This window comes from Flavobacterium kingsejongi, assembly GCF_003076475.1.
Taxonomy (GTDB): Bacteria; Bacteroidota; Bacteroidia; order Flavobacteriales; family Flavobacteriaceae; genus Flavobacterium; species Flavobacterium kingsejongi.
Window position 1 is genome coordinate 4,142,962 of the sequence record NZ_CP020919.1, and the last position, 16,697, is coordinate 4,159,658.

Annotated in this window: 17 protein-coding genes; 12 read left to right on the top strand and 5 right to left on the bottom strand. The window is 40.7% G+C overall.

From position 1 onward, the window contains the following. Positions 1–135 precede the first annotated feature (135 nt). The 4 genes from FK004_RS18720 to FK004_RS18735 are packed head-to-tail and all read left to right on the top strand — an operon-like array spanning position 136 to position 3,220. Complete coding sequence (locus FK004_RS18720; RefSeq protein ID WP_108738909.1) at positions 136–1,542, top strand: DNA recombination protein RmuC; 1,407 nt, start codon at positions 136–138, stop codon at positions 1,540–1,542. Positions 1,543–1,547: 5 nt separating this feature from the next. Then, entirely contained in the window at positions 1,548–1,913 is a 366-nt protein-coding gene (locus FK004_RS18725) for a 6-phosphogluconate dehydrogenase (protein WP_108738625.1), read from the top strand. Between the two features lie 4 nt (positions 1,914–1,917). After that, on the top strand, positions 1,918–2,475 hold the full coding sequence (locus tag FK004_RS18730; protein WP_108738626.1) for an acyl-CoA thioesterase: 558 nt from the start codon (positions 1,918–1,920) through the stop codon (positions 2,473–2,475). Between the two features lie 13 nt (positions 2,476–2,488). Next, positions 2,489–3,220, top strand: a complete 732-nt coding sequence (locus FK004_RS18735; protein ID WP_108738627.1) for a hypothetical protein — start codon at positions 2,489–2,491, stop codon at positions 3,218–3,220. Between the two features lie 39 nt (positions 3,221–3,259). Here the strand turns inward: FK004_RS18735 and carB are convergent, their stop codons facing one another. Both carB and rpmH read right to left on the bottom strand, forming a co-directional pair. Beyond that, a complete protein-coding gene (gene carB / locus FK004_RS18740) occupies positions 3,260–6,112 on the bottom strand; it encodes a carbamoyl-phosphate synthase large subunit (RefSeq protein ID WP_108738628.1) in 2,853 nt (950 codons plus the stop codon). Positions 6,113–6,268: 156 nt separating this feature from the next. After that, positions 6,269–6,430, bottom strand: coding sequence for a 50S ribosomal protein L34 (rpmH, locus tag FK004_RS18745; protein ID WP_007136275.1), 162 nt, complete (start codon positions 6,428–6,430; stop codon positions 6,269–6,271). A 261-nt stretch (positions 6,431–6,691) separates the two neighbouring features. Between rpmH and FK004_RS18750 the strand changes: the two genes are divergently transcribed. Next, entirely contained in the window at positions 6,692–7,207 is a 516-nt protein-coding gene (locus FK004_RS18750; RefSeq protein ID WP_108738629.1) for a hypothetical protein, read from the top strand. Between the two features lie 72 nt (positions 7,208–7,279). Here FK004_RS18750 and FK004_RS18755 read toward each other — a convergent pair whose 3' ends face one another. Further along, a complete protein-coding gene (locus FK004_RS18755) occupies positions 7,280–8,173 on the bottom strand; it encodes a lytic transglycosylase domain-containing protein (RefSeq protein WP_108738630.1) in 894 nt (297 codons plus the stop codon). A 78-nt stretch (positions 8,174–8,251) separates the two neighbouring features. Next, positions 8,252–8,917, bottom strand: coding sequence for an alpha/beta fold hydrolase (locus tag FK004_RS18760; RefSeq protein WP_108738631.1), 666 nt, complete (start codon positions 8,915–8,917; stop codon positions 8,252–8,254). Positions 8,918–9,185: 268 nt separating this feature from the next. On the opposite strand from FK004_RS18760, the gene FK004_RS18765 reads away from it, so the two are divergent. The 3 genes from FK004_RS18765 to FK004_RS18775 all read left to right on the top strand — a co-directional run bounded on the left by FK004_RS18765 (position 9,186) and on the right by FK004_RS18775 (position 10,621). Beyond that, the gene (locus FK004_RS18765; protein WP_108738632.1) at positions 9,186–9,911 is read left to right on the top strand and encodes a pirin family protein; all 726 of its coding nucleotides are present in this window, start codon (positions 9,186–9,188) and stop codon (positions 9,909–9,911) included. Positions 9,912–9,913: 2 nt separating this feature from the next. Beyond that, positions 9,914–10,198, top strand: coding sequence for a GNAT family N-acetyltransferase (locus FK004_RS18770; RefSeq protein ID WP_108738633.1), 285 nt, complete (start codon positions 9,914–9,916; stop codon positions 10,196–10,198). 84 nt (positions 10,199–10,282) lie between these two features. Further along, positions 10,283–10,621, top strand: coding sequence for a hypothetical protein (locus FK004_RS18775; protein ID WP_108738634.1), 339 nt, complete (start codon positions 10,283–10,285; stop codon positions 10,619–10,621). Between the two features lie 3 nt (positions 10,622–10,624). On the opposite strand, the gene mtaB is transcribed toward FK004_RS18775, so the two are convergent. Beyond that, a complete protein-coding gene (mtaB, locus tag FK004_RS18780) occupies positions 10,625–11,959 on the bottom strand; it encodes a tRNA (N(6)-L-threonylcarbamoyladenosine(37)-C(2))-methylthiotransferase MtaB (RefSeq protein ID WP_108738910.1) in 1,335 nt (444 codons plus the stop codon). A gap of 414 nt (positions 11,960–12,373) precedes the next feature. Here mtaB and FK004_RS18785 point away from each other — a divergent pair, with 414 nt between their 5' ends. From FK004_RS18785 to FK004_RS18800, 4 genes are all read left to right on the top strand, one after another. Then, the gene (locus tag FK004_RS18785; protein WP_108738635.1) at positions 12,374–13,984 is read left to right on the top strand and encodes an ABC transporter substrate-binding protein; all 1,611 of its coding nucleotides are present in this window, start codon (positions 12,374–12,376) and stop codon (positions 13,982–13,984) included. Positions 13,985–14,070: 86 nt separating this feature from the next. Next, a complete protein-coding gene (locus FK004_RS18790) occupies positions 14,071–14,751 on the top strand; it encodes a response regulator transcription factor (protein ID WP_108738911.1) in 681 nt (226 codons plus the stop codon). A gap of 10 nt (positions 14,752–14,761) precedes the next feature. Then, complete coding sequence (locus tag FK004_RS18795; RefSeq protein ID WP_108738636.1) at positions 14,762–16,057, top strand: sensor histidine kinase; 1,296 nt, start codon at positions 14,762–14,764, stop codon at positions 16,055–16,057. Between the two features lie 119 nt (positions 16,058–16,176). Continuing rightward, a complete protein-coding gene (locus FK004_RS18800; RefSeq protein ID WP_227871639.1) occupies positions 16,177–16,629 on the top strand; it encodes a PepSY-like domain-containing protein in 453 nt (150 codons plus the stop codon). Positions 16,630–16,697 lie beyond the last annotated feature (68 nt).

The following is a 16,697-nucleotide window of genomic DNA, read 5'->3' on the forward strand; positions in this document are numbered from 1 at the left end:
ATAAAAAAGCGACTGCCTGCCCAAATCGCCCGGATTAAATTTGCCATGACAATACATGCGCCTTCTTCCAAATATTTTGAACACAGACCCCAAAACTGGATAAAGAATCACTATTTTTACTTTAAAAAAGCCGGAATGGATAGTATCACCATCTTATTTATCGTTGTCAGCCTTATTATCGGAATCCTCATCGGCCGTTTTATTCTTTCAGGAAGCTCCAAAGCAGTTGCAGCCGAAAAAATAGCAACTTTACAGGAGCAACTGAATCAGATCAAAGAACAGCTGAATCAGGAAAGACAGGCCACCACACAACAACAATCTCAATTGCAGGACGAAAAAGAGCAACTCCGTGCCGAAAAGGAAGACCTCCGGTTACAGCTCACCATTAAAGAAGTCGATTTTGACAACCTCCTGGAACGCAGCAGGGAACAGAAAGCAGAAACGGCAGAACTGCAGGCTAAGTTCACCACCGAATTTGAAAATTTAGCCAATAAAATCCTGGAAGAGAAATCCAGCAAATTCACAGAGCAAAATCGGGAGAACATTAAAAATATCCTTTCGCCACTCCAGGAAAAAATCCTGCATTTTGAAAAAAAGGTGGAGGATAGCCAAAAAGAAAACATAGGGATCCATGCTTCATTACGTGAGCAATTGGTACATCTTCAAAGCCAGAATCTCCGTATTACCCAGGAAGCGGAAAACCTCACCAAAGCCTTAAAGGGCGATAGCAAAATGCAGGGAAATTGGGGTGAACTCATCTTGGAACGGGTACTGGAAAAATCTGGATTGGAAAAAGGGCGCGAATACGAAGTCCAACAGCATTTTACCAATGAGGAAGGTGCTCGTGTCTTCCCCGATGTAGTTATTAATCTTCCCGATGGAAAGAAGATGATTATTGATTCCAAAGTTTCGCTGGTTGCCTATGAACGCTATGTAAATGAAGAAGACGATCAGCAAAAAAATGGGCACCTGCTACAGCATGTCACCTCTTTAAAACGCCATGTGGATCAGTTGAGTGCCAAAAATTACCACGACCTGTATAAAATGGAAAGCCCGGATTTCGTATTGCTTTTCATCCCCATCGAGCCCGCCTTTGCTATCGCGTTAAATACGGATAATAGCCTGTACAATAAGGCCTTTGAAAAAAATATTGTGATCGTCACGCCTTCCACACTATTGGCCACGCTACGAACCATTGACAGCATCTGGGCCAACCAGAAGCAACAGCAAAATGCCTATGAAATCGCACGGCAGGCGGGTGCTTTATACGATAAATTCGAAGGATTTGTAAGTGATCTGGTGAAGATTGGAAAAAAAATGGACGAAGCCAAAAGCGAATATGGAAATGCCATGAATAAGTTAGTAGAAGGGAAAGGCAATATGATCAACAGCATGGAGAAACTCAAAAAAATGGGGGCAAAAGCCAAAAAATCACTCCCGGAAAACATATTGAACAGGGCCGAAGAAGCGTCAGCTACCGAAAGCAATAACACAGATGACGACACCAACGGAACCTCACTTACCTCCAATTTCTTAAATTAACCACCATGAAAAGACTATTGATCCTCATCGGGGCCGCTGCAGTAGCGCTGTTTTTTATTGTTTATACGATTTTATATTTCACCAATTATAGTGAGGGTGTCCGCTCAGGCGAACTCATCAAGCTCACTTCCAAAGGGGTGCTTTTTAAAACCTGGGAAGGCGAAATCAGCCAGGGTATTGCCGGAGCGCAGCTCTTTCAATTCTCCATTACCGATGATGCTGTTGTCGGGCAGTTAGAAAACCTACAGGGGAAATACGTCAAAATTACTTATATCGAACGATATACTTCTTTTTTCTGGCTGGGCGACAGCCGTTATTTTGCGACCAAAGTAGAAGAAGAAACACCTCCTTATCCTAATACAAATTATTGATTTCATGTTAAAGACTTTAAAGACCGTTAAAAACTCAAGGGTTAAAATATCCGAACTGATGTTGCCCTCCCATTCCAATTTCAGTGGCAAAATACATGGGGGCTATATCCTTTCCCTCATGGATCAGATTGCTTTTGCATGTGCCTCCAAATATTCAGGCGTCTACTGCGTCACGGCTTCTATCGATACCGTAGATTTCCTAAATCCTATTGAAATCGGGGAACTGGTAACAATGAAATCCTCCGTGAATTATGTCGGCTCTACATCGATGATCATTGGCATCCGTGTCGAATCCGAAAACATACAAACCGGAAAAGTAAAACATTGCAACTCCTCTTATTTCACTATGGTAGCAAAGGATTCAGAAGGCAATAATGTAAAGGTTCCCAAGCTGATATTGACGGATTTTGATGACGTAAGGCGCTTTTACAATTGCGTAAAACGGATCAACCTAAAAAAGGAAAAATCACATCACGAAGAAAATTTTGATCATACGACCCAGGAAGCCATAGCCGGACTGGAACAGTATAATGTGATCCTGGATATGAAACAACCTTCTTAATCCATTATACGGTATGAGAATCCCAACACTATTTCTGGCCAGCGCACTTACAATGGCCCTTATAGCCTGTACAGACAAAAAGGAAACCACTGCTATTCCCGAAGAATCGGTCTCTGATACGTTATCTAACGCTACAGAAACAAAAAGGCCGGAAGCTCAAATTGAATCGGATACCGTGACATTTGTACAGTACAATGATGATGGGGACTATTTTTTCATGCTGGTACAAAAAAACAACAGCAGCTACCCCCTGATTTATGACTGGGAAAATTCCGGTGCCTATGACTTTCATCGCGGCGATGTTTTACAGGTGACCTGGAAAAACGATACGATCACCATTGCAGGAGACAATGAAAGTCGCGAATTAGCTGCCAAAGCATTAACCGCGCGAAAGATCAAAGACGGAGCCGTATCAAAGTTCCGTAAGCAGCATCCGAATCCAATGAAGTATACCTATACCGAAGACCTAACCGATTCGTTCAGGGATAAACTCTACCTGCTGACCGAATATTATATCGCCAACAGTAAAGATCCTCTTGTAACCCTTGTAACCAAGAACCCAAAGGCAGCAATTCAATATTCTATTGAAAAACAGCAACGGGACTCAAAGGAATACTATGCGATTGGGATCTCCAATGAAACGTCAGAAAACAAGGCCGTTTTTCATTGGCTCTATATCGATCCGGAAGAAATGATAATTTATGATTATGATCTGCCCAATGACAAATTACTCTTTTTTCCGTAACGATACTCCATAAAAAAAGCCCCATTAGGGGCTTTTTTATTATTTACTCAGGTACATTTTCCTCCTGGAATACAATTCATAGAACTGATCATCTTTCAGGTCGTCGATAAACAATATACTCTCTCCTGTAGATTTCATTTCTGGTCCGAGGGCTTTATTCACGCCATTGAATTTGCTGAAAGAGAATACCGGTTGCTTGATGGCAAACCCTTTAAGCTGTGGATTAAACTTGAAGTCTGTTACTTTGTTGTGTCCTAACATCACTTTCGTAGCATAATTCACATAAGGCTCACCATACGCTTTCGCGATAAATGGTACCGTTCTGGAAGCTCTTGGATTGGCTTCAATAATATATACAGTGTCATCTTTAATGGCGAACTGGATGTTGATTAATCCTACTGTTCGTAAAGCCAGTGCTATTTTTTTCGTATGGTCTTTAATCTGTTGCATTACAAATTCACCCAGATTGAAAGGAGGCAATGTAGCATTAGAATCTCCGGAGTGCACCCCACAAGGCTCAATATGCTCCATAATTCCGATGATGTATACATTTTCACCGTCACAGATTGCATCTGCTTCCGCTTCAATCGCTCCGGCCAGATAGTGGTCTAACAGCAATTTATTGCCCGGAATACTGCGTAGCAGGTCGATAACATGCTCTTCCAGTTCTTTTTTGTTGATGACAATTTTCATCCCCTGGCCACCCAATACATAAGAAGGGCGCACCAATAATGGGAAGTCCAACTGATCGGCAAGTGCCGAAGCTTCATCAGCGGTTTCTGCAATTCCAAATTGAGGGAAAGGAATATCAAGTTCCGTCAGCAATTCAGAAAAACGTCCGCGGTCTTCTGCTAAATCCAGGGCATCAAAACTGGTTCCCAGAATCTTAATTCCATATTTAGAGAGCTTTTCAGCCAGTTTCAAAGCCGTTTGGCCTCCCAACTGCACAATTACTCCTTCTGGTTTCTCATGCTGAATGATTTCATAGATGTGTTCCCAGAAAACAGGCTCGAAGTACAATTTATCAGCCGTATCAAAATCGGTAGAAACCGTTTCCGGGTTACAGTTGATCATGATCGTTTCATAACCGCATTCTTTGGCAGCCAGTACCCCATGTACACAGGAATAGTCAAATTCAATTCCCTGTCCAATCCTGTTAGGTCCTGAACCCAGTACCACAACTTTTTTCTTATCCGTTACGATACTTTCGTTATGAACGTATCTTTTTCCGTCTTTACTCTGTATTTCCGCTTCAAAAGTAGAATAGTAATAAGGCGTTTTAGCGGTGAACTCTGCAGCGCAGGTATCCACAAGCTTAAACACTCTTTTTACATCCAGTTCTTCACGGCGTTTGTATACCTGGCTTTCGAGGCAACCCGTCATGTGGGCAATCTGTCGGTCGGCAAAACCTTTTTGTTTCGCTTCCAGCAGCAATTCTTTTGGCAGGCTCTCGATTTTAAAACCGGACAGCTCTTTTTCCAGCGCATACAATTCCTCGTATTGTTTCAGGAACCACATGTCTATTTTCGTAATCTCATGGATGGTGCTCAATGGAATTCCCATTTGAATGGCATCATAGATTACAAAAACACGGTCCCAACTCGCAAAAGTCAGTTTTTCAATGATCTGGTCATAATTGGTATAACTTTTACCATCAGCGCCCAGTCCATTTCTTTTGATTTCCAGCGATTGTGTCGCTTTGTGCAATGCTTCCTGGAACGAACGTCCAATTCCCATCACCTCACCTACTGATTTCATCTGAAGTCCTAACGTTCTGTCAGCCCCTTCAAATTTATCAAAATTCCATCGTGGTATTTTTACGATTACATAATCCAGTGTCGGCTCAAATAAAGCTGATGTAGATTTGGTTATCTGATTTTGAAGCTCATCCAGGTTATACCCCAAAGCCAGTTTGGAGGCAATTTTAGCGATTGGATAACCCGTAGCCTTCGATGCCAAAGCCGAAGAACGCGATACCCTTGGGTTGATCTCAATGGCTACAATATCTTCTCTTTCGTCTGGTGAAACTGCAAATTGCACGTTACAGCCTCCGGCAAAATTCCCGATACTGCGCATCATTTTGATTGCCATATCCCGCATTCTCTGGAATGTTTTGTCTGACAATGTCATTGCTGGTGCTACTGTGATAGAATCACCGGTGTGGATTCCCATAGGATCCATATTTTCAATGGAGCAGATAATCACCACATTATCGTTTTGGTCCCTTAAAAGTTCCAATTCGTATTCTTTCCAGCCCAATAGTGCTTTATCGATCAATACTTCATGAATTGGAGAAGCTTCCAGTCCACGGGTCAGAAGGTCATCGAAATCTTCTTTCTTGTGTACAAAAGCAGCCCCGGTTCCCCCTAATGTAAAGGATGGACGTATTACCAAAGGAAATCCGAATTCCTGAGCGATTTCTTTTCCTTCCAAAAAGGAAGTCGCTGTTTTTGCCGGAGCAAAAGGAATATCAATACGGGTTAACAGCTGCTTGAACTGTTCCCGGTCCTCTGTAATGTTGATGGCATTAATGTCCACTCCTATCAGGCGTACGCCAAAATCCGACCAGATTCCTTTTTCATCTGCTTCCAAACATAAGTTCAATGCCGTCTGCCCACCCATTGTAGGCAAAACAGCATCAATTTGTGGATGCTCTTTCAGGATCTCAATAATTGATTTTGTCGTTAATGGCTTTAAGTAAACGTGATCCGCCATAGAGGGATCCGTCATGATCGTAGCAGGATTGGAATTGATAAGGATTACTTCGATTCCTTCCTCTCTGATGGAACGTGCAGATTGTGAACCAGCATAATCAAATTCGCAGGCCTGACCGATAACAATAGGACCTGAACCGATGATTAAAACTGATTTGATAGAAGTGTCTTTAGGCATTGTATGAAGTTTGTTGTTGTGTCGTTTTTAAAAAAATTCGGATCTTAAAACCGAGTAGGGATACTTTACGCATTCGTACTCAAACTTTTAAGGAAAAGATATAAAAAAAGGCGTTACTAAAAAATAGTAACACCTTTATTTATGTTTATACAAACATTATTTTTTGTGTCTTGGTTCACAAGAAACAGTTAATTTGTGTCTTCCTTTAGCTCTTCTACGAGCAAGCACTTTTCTACCATTGGCAGAAGCCATTCTGTCCATAAATCCGTGCTTATTTCTTCTTTTTCTTTTCGATGGTTGAAACGTTCTTTTGCTCATTGCTTTGTATCTTTAAAAATCTTAATTAAATATCTTTTTATAGGTTCGAAATCAATGCTGTTCCAAAACCGAGTGCAAATATACAAAGACTTTTTTTCTGGCAAGTGCTTTTCTAAAAAATATTTTAAATCAATTTAAATATTATTCCCCGGGCTCAGGAAGGGCTAATTATCAGCAAATACCGCGTATTTCTATGCTAAACTTTTTTCTTCTGCTCATTGGATTTTATTACCTTTGCGAACTTAAACACAAAAACATACTATGTTTCATAAAAATATCAAACTTTTTATCGCTGCATTGATTATTGCTACAGCGATCTGGCAATTTACAGAAGGCAATATTGGTAACGGAATTTTCCTACTCTTATTCTCTTCTGTTTTTATCTTCCTGTATTTTAAAAATGAATTGATCCTATTGGCCTTTTTAAGCCTGAGGAAACAGGATTTTCCAGGTGCTTTAAGATGGCTGAACCTGATTAAGAACCCAGAAACTGCTTTGGTTCAAAAACAACAGGGTTACTACAACTACCTTAATGGATTAATGTTATCACAAACGAATTTGGGTCAGGCAGAGAAATATTTCAAAAAAGCAATTGCCCTAGGCCTTAATATGGATCAGGATCTGGCACTGGCCAAATTGAACCTTGCCGGTATCGCGATGACCAAACGCCGTAAACTGGAAGCCACAACATTACTTAATGAAGCGAAGAAACTGGACAAACAGAATATGCTGAAAGAACAGATCAAACAAATGAAAGATCAGTTAAAGAGAATCTAAATACATCCCCGTATAAAACAAAAAAGAACCGCCTGAAAGCGGTTCTTTTTTGTTACAGTCCATTCCAACGGATTAATATCCTTTTAAAGGGATTTCAATGGTATATTTTTTACCTGCTGTATTGGTTAGCTTCCGGTCTCTCAACCATGGGTTATGGATTTTCAAGATCTTATAATTAATGCCCTGGTCTTTTGCAAAAGCAGCCAGATCTTCTATTGAAGAATCAATTTCAACTTTCTTAGTAGGAATGACAGCGTACAAATCCTGCGGTGCCACATTAAAACTATATTGTACCGGATTTTTCATAATCTCTTTCAGCGCCAGGATACGGAACACATAACGGGACGTTTCCTCGGTCAGCAACAGGTCATAGTAATCGGTAACCCCCTGAATGGTGATTTGTTTGTTTACACCACCCATACCCCCATTATAAGAGGCAGCAGCCAGTGTCCAGGTACCGAATTTCTTTTTGGCATCTAACAGGTACCGGCAGGCAGCTTCGGTAGATTTCTCCAAATGGTAACGCTCGTCCACAACATCATTCACTTCCATACCGCGTTCTTTAGCCGTCTCGGGCATAAACTGCCAAAATCCACGGGCTCCGGCAGAAGAAACTGCATTGGTAAGGCTACTTTCGATCACCGCTAAATATTTAAAATCATCCGGAATTCCATTTTTCTTTAAGATCGGTTCAATTACCGGAAAGAAACGGTTGGCCCTTTTGATAATCAGTAAGGTTGATGCATCAAGATTGGCATTTACCAGCAATTCGCGGTCAAATCGTTCTTTGACATCTGTTATCGTTAACGGAGTCTCTTCTCCCGCAAAGTCAATCCTTGCTGAAAAATAAGTCCCTGCTTCATAGGTTTTCGTCTTTTCTAATCCTGCATTCGACGTCGCATGGATCAAAATCCCGCTGACAAATACTACTGAGGCAATCATGCCGGTTTTTTTTATCCAGTCCATTTTCTCTTTTTAATTTATTTAATTTTCTATTGGTACAAAAATCAGTCCAACATCAGTCCCCATTGATTTTTGCTTCTTTTATTTCCCCAGGATCAAATCTGGAAGGTGCTCATTCAGCCATTTGAACTTACTGATAATCATAATATGAGTCCCTGAAGGCACTGCTAAAAAATCACCTTTAATATATTTTGGCGGAAAAACTTCATCAGCATCTCCATGGATATGTATCACATTGGCATCAGCTTCTACCCGATCCCACATAATAATTTGCTCCAGCGCCCAATCTAAGTATTTTCGTTCCCGCATGGACAGAAATTTCTCATAGAGCTTAATCCGCTGTTGCACCTTTTCTCCCCGAAAAGGCAATTTCGCCAAAAGTTCAATATTGCCCATAAACCGTGTAGGAATGAGCTTATACGCCTTAGTCGTTTTGGCAAACCGCATCCGCCTTGGAAATTCCAGATTACTTTTGACACTTGAAATGATAATAATCTTTTTAGGCTTTAAAAACTGCGCCATTTCCTGGACCAGCACCCCTCCAAAAGACACCCCGACCAAAACCGGATTTTCCTGGGTAACCTGAGCTGCCATCCGCTTTGCGTATTGGCTGAGCGTCTCGCCTTCGAGCGGCAATGTCCATTCCAGAAGAATGGTTTCAAAAGTATCCTCAGGCAGCCTGATCCGTTCAAAAATAGCGGAACTTGCTGCTAAGCCGGGCATAAAGTATACAGGAATTCTGCTCATTACAAGTGTTTTAACGCTATTATAACAGGAATTACGGTTTTTTATTACGTAATTTGTATTAAATTTTCTGACAGTATCGGCAGGCCTCAAAGATATCCCCTTCCCGAATTTTAATGTTTAAAGTGGTAGTGCCAATCCAGCTATTTGACACAGTGCCCAAAATGCCATACTACCAACAACAGTACACTATCGTCTTAAAATTTAATACTCAAAAATAGTTTTTTTATTGTAAAAACATCTTCATATTATTTTAATTAATTGATAAAATATGCAATCACGTTTATTCCCTGAAAGCGAGAGAGGAAAAGCCGATATGGGTTGGCTGAAAGCCAATTTTTCCTTTTCGTTCGGCAATTATTACAATCCCGAAAGCGTACAATTTGGAATGCTTCGTGTACTGAATGACGATACTATAGGGGCAGGAATGGGATTTGGCACCCACCCGCATGAAGATATGGAAATCATTACCATTCCCCTGGAAGGTGGGCTTACCCATCGTGACAGCCTGGGCAATGAGGCCACAGTACGTTTTGGAGAAGTTCAGGTGATGAGCGCAGGTACCGGCGTCCGCCATTCCGAAATGAATGCAAGCGCCACAGAAGCCGCCAAAACATTACAGCTCTGGATTTTTCCCGAAAGAGAAGACGTCACACCGCGTTATGACCAAAAATCATTTGACCTCGAGCAACACCGGAACAGCCTCGTAACTATCGTTACCCCCGAAAATAAAAATGACGGCAATGCATTATGGATCCACCAGCAGGCCTACCTGCACCTGGGTATTTTTGATGCCGGAAAAACGACTACTTACACCGTAAAACAAAAAGAGAATGGGGTTTACCTTTTTCTTATAGCAGGAGAAATTGAAATTAATAATCAAACTATTCACCAGCGTGACGCCTATGGCATTGTTGATTTTGAAACTTTCGAAATTAAAACCAATGCCCTTTCCAAAATACTGGTGATTGAAGTTCCAATGAAGCACAGCAATTAATTATGGACATTAAAGACAATGAATTCTCAAGACAATTTGAAACCACTTCCGATGGGCATCTGGTTTCAATAGAATATTCTTTTCAGGAGCGCAAGATTTTCTTAACCCGGATTAATATCCCGGAACAATTTGAAAATCCCGAATTTATTAATGATTTTTTAAAAGAAATCATGGCTATTGCAGAGGAGCGGAAGCTAAAAGTGGTGCCGACACATCCAAAAATAGCCGCTTTTTTCCGTAAAAATCCGGTTTACAAAAACTTACTACCTCCCGGCATCCGGATTTAAAGTTTCAAATAAATTCTATTAAAAACGCCTGTAATTTGATTTACAGGCGTTTTTAGTTTCGAAAAACATTTTTATCTTTAGCACATGGATCAGGAAAAAAACACCCAAATCATTAGTTTTTTTGAAAATATCGAAAAATATTATGGCTCAAAAACTGAAATCACCGAAGGCTTGTGCACCAAAGCAGATGATTTTGACACCCATTTCACCACGTGGAACCTATCTGAATTTACACTTATCCGTTCCGGTTACCGGAAAAATGGAGACCGGATGATGCTGGAAGGTAAAAAGATGTATTATGAAATCTCCGCAGCGCGGATTGTCAATTTTGAGCAAAAGGGACGCAATGTTTTTGAGTTCATAGAAATCTATAGCGACTCCGTATTCCGGATCACGACTTTAAAATTTCATTACAGCCGGTAGCAACTAAGCTTTGACCAGCGCCTCCAAAAATTCCATACGCACCGATCCATCTTCATCAATACGCGTTAGGGTAACCCGATGCAACGTATTTACGAGTTCAGGATTCCATGGTGTTTTCACCTTTACATAGTTCTCTGTAAATCCGTGGATGTATCCTTCTTTATTTTCACTTTCAAATAATACTGTTCGGTCAGTTCCCAACTGGCTTTCATAAAATGCACGCCGCTTTTTAACCGAAAGGCCACGTAACATCTTACTTCTTTTAGCCCGGACATTTCCTGGCACTACCCCCTCCATTAAGGCCGCAGCCGTATTATCACGCTCTGAATAAGTAAAGACATGCAGGTAAGAAATATCCATTTCGTTGAGGAAATGATAGGTTTCTAAAAAGTGCTCATCTGTTTCTCCCGGAAAGCCTACAATCACATCCACACCAATACAGGCATGAGGCATTACTTCACGGATTTTATTCACCCGCTCTGTATAGACTTCACGCAGGTACCGACGGCGCATTAATTTAAGGATATCATTGCTGCCGGATTGTAGTGGAATATGAAAATGAGGTACGAAAGTGCGGCTTTTCGAAACAAATTCAATCGTTTCATTACGCAATAAGTTTGGTTCTATTGAAGAAATACGAAGACGTTCAATCCCTTCCACTTTATCCAATTCCTGAACCAATTCATAGAATGTATGTTCGTGCTTTTTATTTCCAAATTCCCCTTTTCCATAATCCCCGATATTCACACCCGTCAAAACAATTTCACGAATGTTCTTCTCCGAAATCTCTTTGGCATTTTTCAGGACATTTTGCAGCGTATCACTTCGGGAGATCCCTCTTGCCAATGGGATTGTACAATAAGTACATTTATAATCACAACCATCCTGCACCTTTAAAAAAGCACGGGTTCGGTCCCCGATGGAATAACTGCCTACGTAAAAGTCGGCTTCAGAAATCTCACAGGAATGCACTTCTCCAAAATCATTTTTAGAGAGGTCATTGATATAATCAGTAATATTAAATTTTTCCGTAGCCCCCAACACCAGATCCACACCATCAACAGCAGCGAGTTCTTCCGGTTTCAGTTGGGCATAGCAGCCTACAGCTGCCACAAAAGCTTTATCGTTATTTTTCAGGGCTTTCTTTACTACCTGCTTGAATTGCTTATCGGCATTTTCGGTAACCGAACAGGTGTTGATTACATAAATATCGGCTACTTCTTCAAAATCTACCCGATCAAAACCTTCACCCTCAAAGTTACGGGCAATGGTAGACGTTTCTGAAAAATTCAGTTTACATCCCAACGTATAAAAAGCTACTTTTTTTCTATTTTCCATATCATTAATCCTCTTTTCCATTCCTTAATTCCACTGTAAAAAATACCGGCATTAAATCCTTTTCAAAATACACCAACAAACCTACATTTCGACTGCAGCCCGGTTGGTATTGATTTCCTTGTACTTTACAGCTTCTTTTACCGAACCGCAACCATATTTCCAACAGTGGGTTCTCTTCAAAAAAGAGGATGCAAATTTACATACAATAATCAAGAAATAAAACCTAATGAATTATTATATTTGTATAGATTTCAAACCCAATACTGCATGCAACACACTCAAAAACAAAAAGATAATCCTGAATTGCACCTTTAGTGGTGTTGCACAAAACGATTTACCTGTTTCCCAAATTAATATGCGTTGCAAAATCCTTCCGAGTAACCTGCACCTTATAACACCATAGATCCAAATTAAATGCGCTTAGCCCTTTATAGTTTTTATTGTATCCTGACCCTTTCATTCGTTTCCTGTAACAAGGACACCACCACCGATCGTGATGATTTGGTTTTCCGCTATAACGAAAATGCAACGGTAAATTCGTTAGATCCGGCATTTGCAAAAATCCGTCCCTCCATCTGGATTTGCAATCAAATTTTCAGCGGACTCGTACAACTGGATGACAGCCTGAATATCAAACCTGAAATTGCAAAATCATGGACGATTTCGGAAGATGGCAAAACCTATACATTCACCCTCAGGAATGATGTTTATTTTCATAAAAGCCACTACTTTGGACCGGACAGCACCCGAACGGTAAAAGCATCGGACTTTGAATACAGCCTGAACCGGCTTCTTGACGAGGATATTGCTTCCCCAGGCCGTTGGATACTGCAGAGTGTGGCTCATTTTGAAGCTAAAAATGATAGTATATTCGAGATCAAACTCAATAAGACTTTTCCCGGATTCCTGGGATTACTATCGATGAAATATGCCTCGGTAGTCCCTAAAGAAGTAATCGAAACGCCTGGCTATGATTTTCGTTCACAACCTATAGGTACCGGCCCTTTCCAGTTTAAATTTTGGGAAGAAAATGTAAAGCTTGTCCTGAGAAAAAATCCGCTTTATTTTGAAAAAGACAATCATAATGTAGCACTTCCTTACCTGGAAGCCATCGCAGTGACTTTCCTTCCCGATAAACAAAGTGGTTTTCTGCAGTTTGTTCAGGGAAAGTTGGATTTCGTATCCGGTCTTGATCCCTCCTACAAAGATGAGATCCTCACCCAAAAAGGAGCATTGCAACCCAAATACAAAAATGAAGTAGACATGATTACCGGTCCTTACCTGAACACCGAATACCTGGGTTTCAAAATGGATAGTAAAGAAGGCCCGGTACTCGATAAAAGAATACGTCAGGCGATGAACTTTGGCTTTGATCGCAGTAAAATGATCCTTTATTTAAAAAATGGCATGGGAACACCCGCTGTAAATGGGATAATCCCAGCCGGACTACCTGGTTTCGCAGCTATTCCCGGTTATGATTACAATCCTGAAAAGGCAAAAGCACTGGTCATGGATTATAAAAAAAGTACCGGTAAAAATCCGGAATTAATGATGAGCACCACCAGTTCCTATCTGGATATTGCAGAATTCCTACAGCGGGAATGGAGCAAAATAGGCATCAGCACACAAATCGATATCAATCCCCCTTCTACCCTTACCCAGTCCATTTCAACCGGAAAAGTAAGTTTTTTCAAAGCCAGCTGGATAGCCGATTACCCGGATGCCGAAAATTACCTCTCATTGTTTTACAGCAAAAACTTTTCGCCAAACGGCCCGAATTATACCCACTTTAGCAATACCGAATTTGATCGTTTGTATGAACAGGCATTTTCCGAAAGCGATACTCAGAAGCGGTTGTTACTTTACCAAAAAATGGATGCTTTAATGATCGAAGAAGCACCTGTAATTCCGCTATTTTATGACAAAGCAGTACGTTTTACCCGAAAGAATGTATCCGGATTGGGCATTAATCCATTAAATTTACTCGTAGTCAAAAGAGTGCAAAAGAAACCCGAAGCAAAGTGATACAGGACAATTCCTAATTGTTTCCAAAATCAAATGCTATTTTGCGCTCCTATTCATACATTTGAATGGCAAAAAATTTGCACGTTATGAAAATCCTCCTCATAGAAGACGAAGCCGGTTTACGGGAAGTAATCCAGCAATCCCTTGAAAAAGAGCTCTATATTGTCACCACAGCACACGATTATATTTCCGGGCTGGACAAACTGAGCTCCTATGATTACGATTGCATCCTAATCGACATCATGTTACCCAATGGCAGCGGACTGGATCTCGTTGCCGAACTGAAAGCCCAAAAGAAAAAAGAAGCGGTTATCATCATATCTGCAAAAGATGCTGTTGACGAAAAGGTGAAAGGTCTTGACCTGGGTGCAGACGATTACCTGAGTAAGCCATTTCACCTCGCCGAACTTCATGCCCGGATTAAATCTGCTATTCGCCGGAAAAGCCATGATGGTGACAACGAAATCAAATGGAACAATGTGACCCTGGCACCAGAACAACGATCCGTTAGCGTTAACAAACTCCCCCTTACCCTCAACCGAAAGGAATTTGATCTTTTATATTATTTCGTCATCAACCCGAACCGGCTGATCAACAAAACGGCGCTGGCAGAATATGTCTGGGGTGACCATACCGATCAGGCGGACAACCTTGATTTCGTCTATTCTCAGATTAAAAATCTCAGAAAAAAACTCAAAGAAGCCGCTGCCGAAATTGACATACAGGCCGTGTATGGCATTGGCTATAAAATGATCGACCATTATTAGAAAAAGAACCATGTTTACACTAAAAAAAAGAGGCAGTTCCCTACAACATTACACGTTACGCTATTTAGCCATTGCACTGCTGGTCGTCATTGCTGTATGGGCAAGCCTTTTTTATGCTGTAATCCTGGACGAAGTCTATGACAATATTGATGACGGCCTGAAAAACTCTAAAATCATCATTACCCGTGAAGCGTTTGCCAACGAGCAATTGCTCAACACTCCAAAATTCGGGGTCAATCAGTTTATTATCACACCACTGCCCAAAGGAGAGTATTCCTATAAAGATGAGATTAAAACGACCTTTAAATTCATGGAATATGACGATGATGATGAACCTGTGCGTGTCCTAAAAACTGTCTTTAATGATGCCAAAGGCAATCCACACCGTCTGGAAATCCGGGCTTCTATCGTAGAAGAAGACGAACTGCTGGAAGACTTGCTTTTCGCATTGATTTTCCTGTATATCATGCTCGTGATAAGCATTTTAGCCATTAACAATATTATCCTCAAACGGGCATGGAAATCTTTCTACAAAATTTTAGACCAGCTTCGGCTTTTCAGGATCGGAACCGGAACCGCATTCAAATCCCCGGATTCCCATATTAATGAGTTCAAAATTTTAGGCAAGGAACTGGAAGAAATGCTACAGCGCAATGAGGTTATCTATTCGAGCCAAAAACAATTCATCGAAAATGCCTCCCATGAACTGCAGACACCATTAGCCATCAGCATCAACAAACTGGAACTCTTTGCAGAAAACAACCTGTTGCCGGAAGATCAAATGACTGAAATCGGAAAAATCAGTGATACGTTATCCAGGCTTGTCCGGCTGAACAAATCCTTATTAATGCTTTCTAAAATCGAAAATCAGCAATACCCGGATGAAGAACCTATTACTTTCAATGAATTACTCCCAGAGATTACCGATGATTTTTCAGATTTAGCTACATACAAACAACTGACTATTTCGATCGTTCCAAAAGCTTCTCTTGTTTTTAAAATGAACAAAGGCCTGGCCGTAGCACTGATCAACAACCTGCTAAAAAATGCCATTATTCACAATCATCCCGGTGGATTTGTTACGATTACGATTGCCCACAACAGCATCGAAATCACCAATTCAGGACCCGCAAAAGCCTTAGACACCAACTCTATCTTCAACCGCTTCTCCCGGCACACTACACAAGAGCAATCGACAGGATTAGGGCTGGCCATTGTAAAATCGATAAGCACTACGTACCGACTTGACATCCAGTACTCGTTTGATGCTAACCATCATTTTACAATTGTTTTTCCTGTCCGTTAAATTCGTATATTTAAGCTATCCGAACCTGTTTTTTTTGTTTTTTACAGAAAATAAAATCATTCCCAAATGTTTCCAGTTTCGGGATATAGCTTTGTATAGAATTTAAAAACGAATTGATTATGAAAACCATGGACACCCTCAAAAAGTACAGTATTATCGCCGTCTTTCTAATTTTTACAGGCCTTTCTGCAACAGCGCAAAAAACAAGTATTACCGCACAGCAATTGCCGGCGACTGCTCAGGATTTTTTAAAGAAACATTTTACCAACCAGAAAACAGCTTACATCCTGAAGGATGCAGAAACCTTTTCAACAGAATATAAAGTACAGTTGGAAAATGGTATCGAAATTGAATTTGATAAAAAGGGAAACTGGGAAGAAGTAGATGGAAATAAAAATAAAATTCCCTTTGCGATCCTTCCGAAAAATATAGCAACGTACGTAACGACTAATTACAAAAATACAGAAGTGGTTAAAATTGAAAAAGGAAATTGGGATTATGAAGTCAAACTTAACAATGGCCTGGAATTAAAATTCAACGCCAAAGGTGAATTTTTAAGACTGGACGACTAATCCACGCTATCTCAGCATAGCAGCATAGCAGCACTACAAAAAGGTTGACACAAAAAATCCACGAGGAA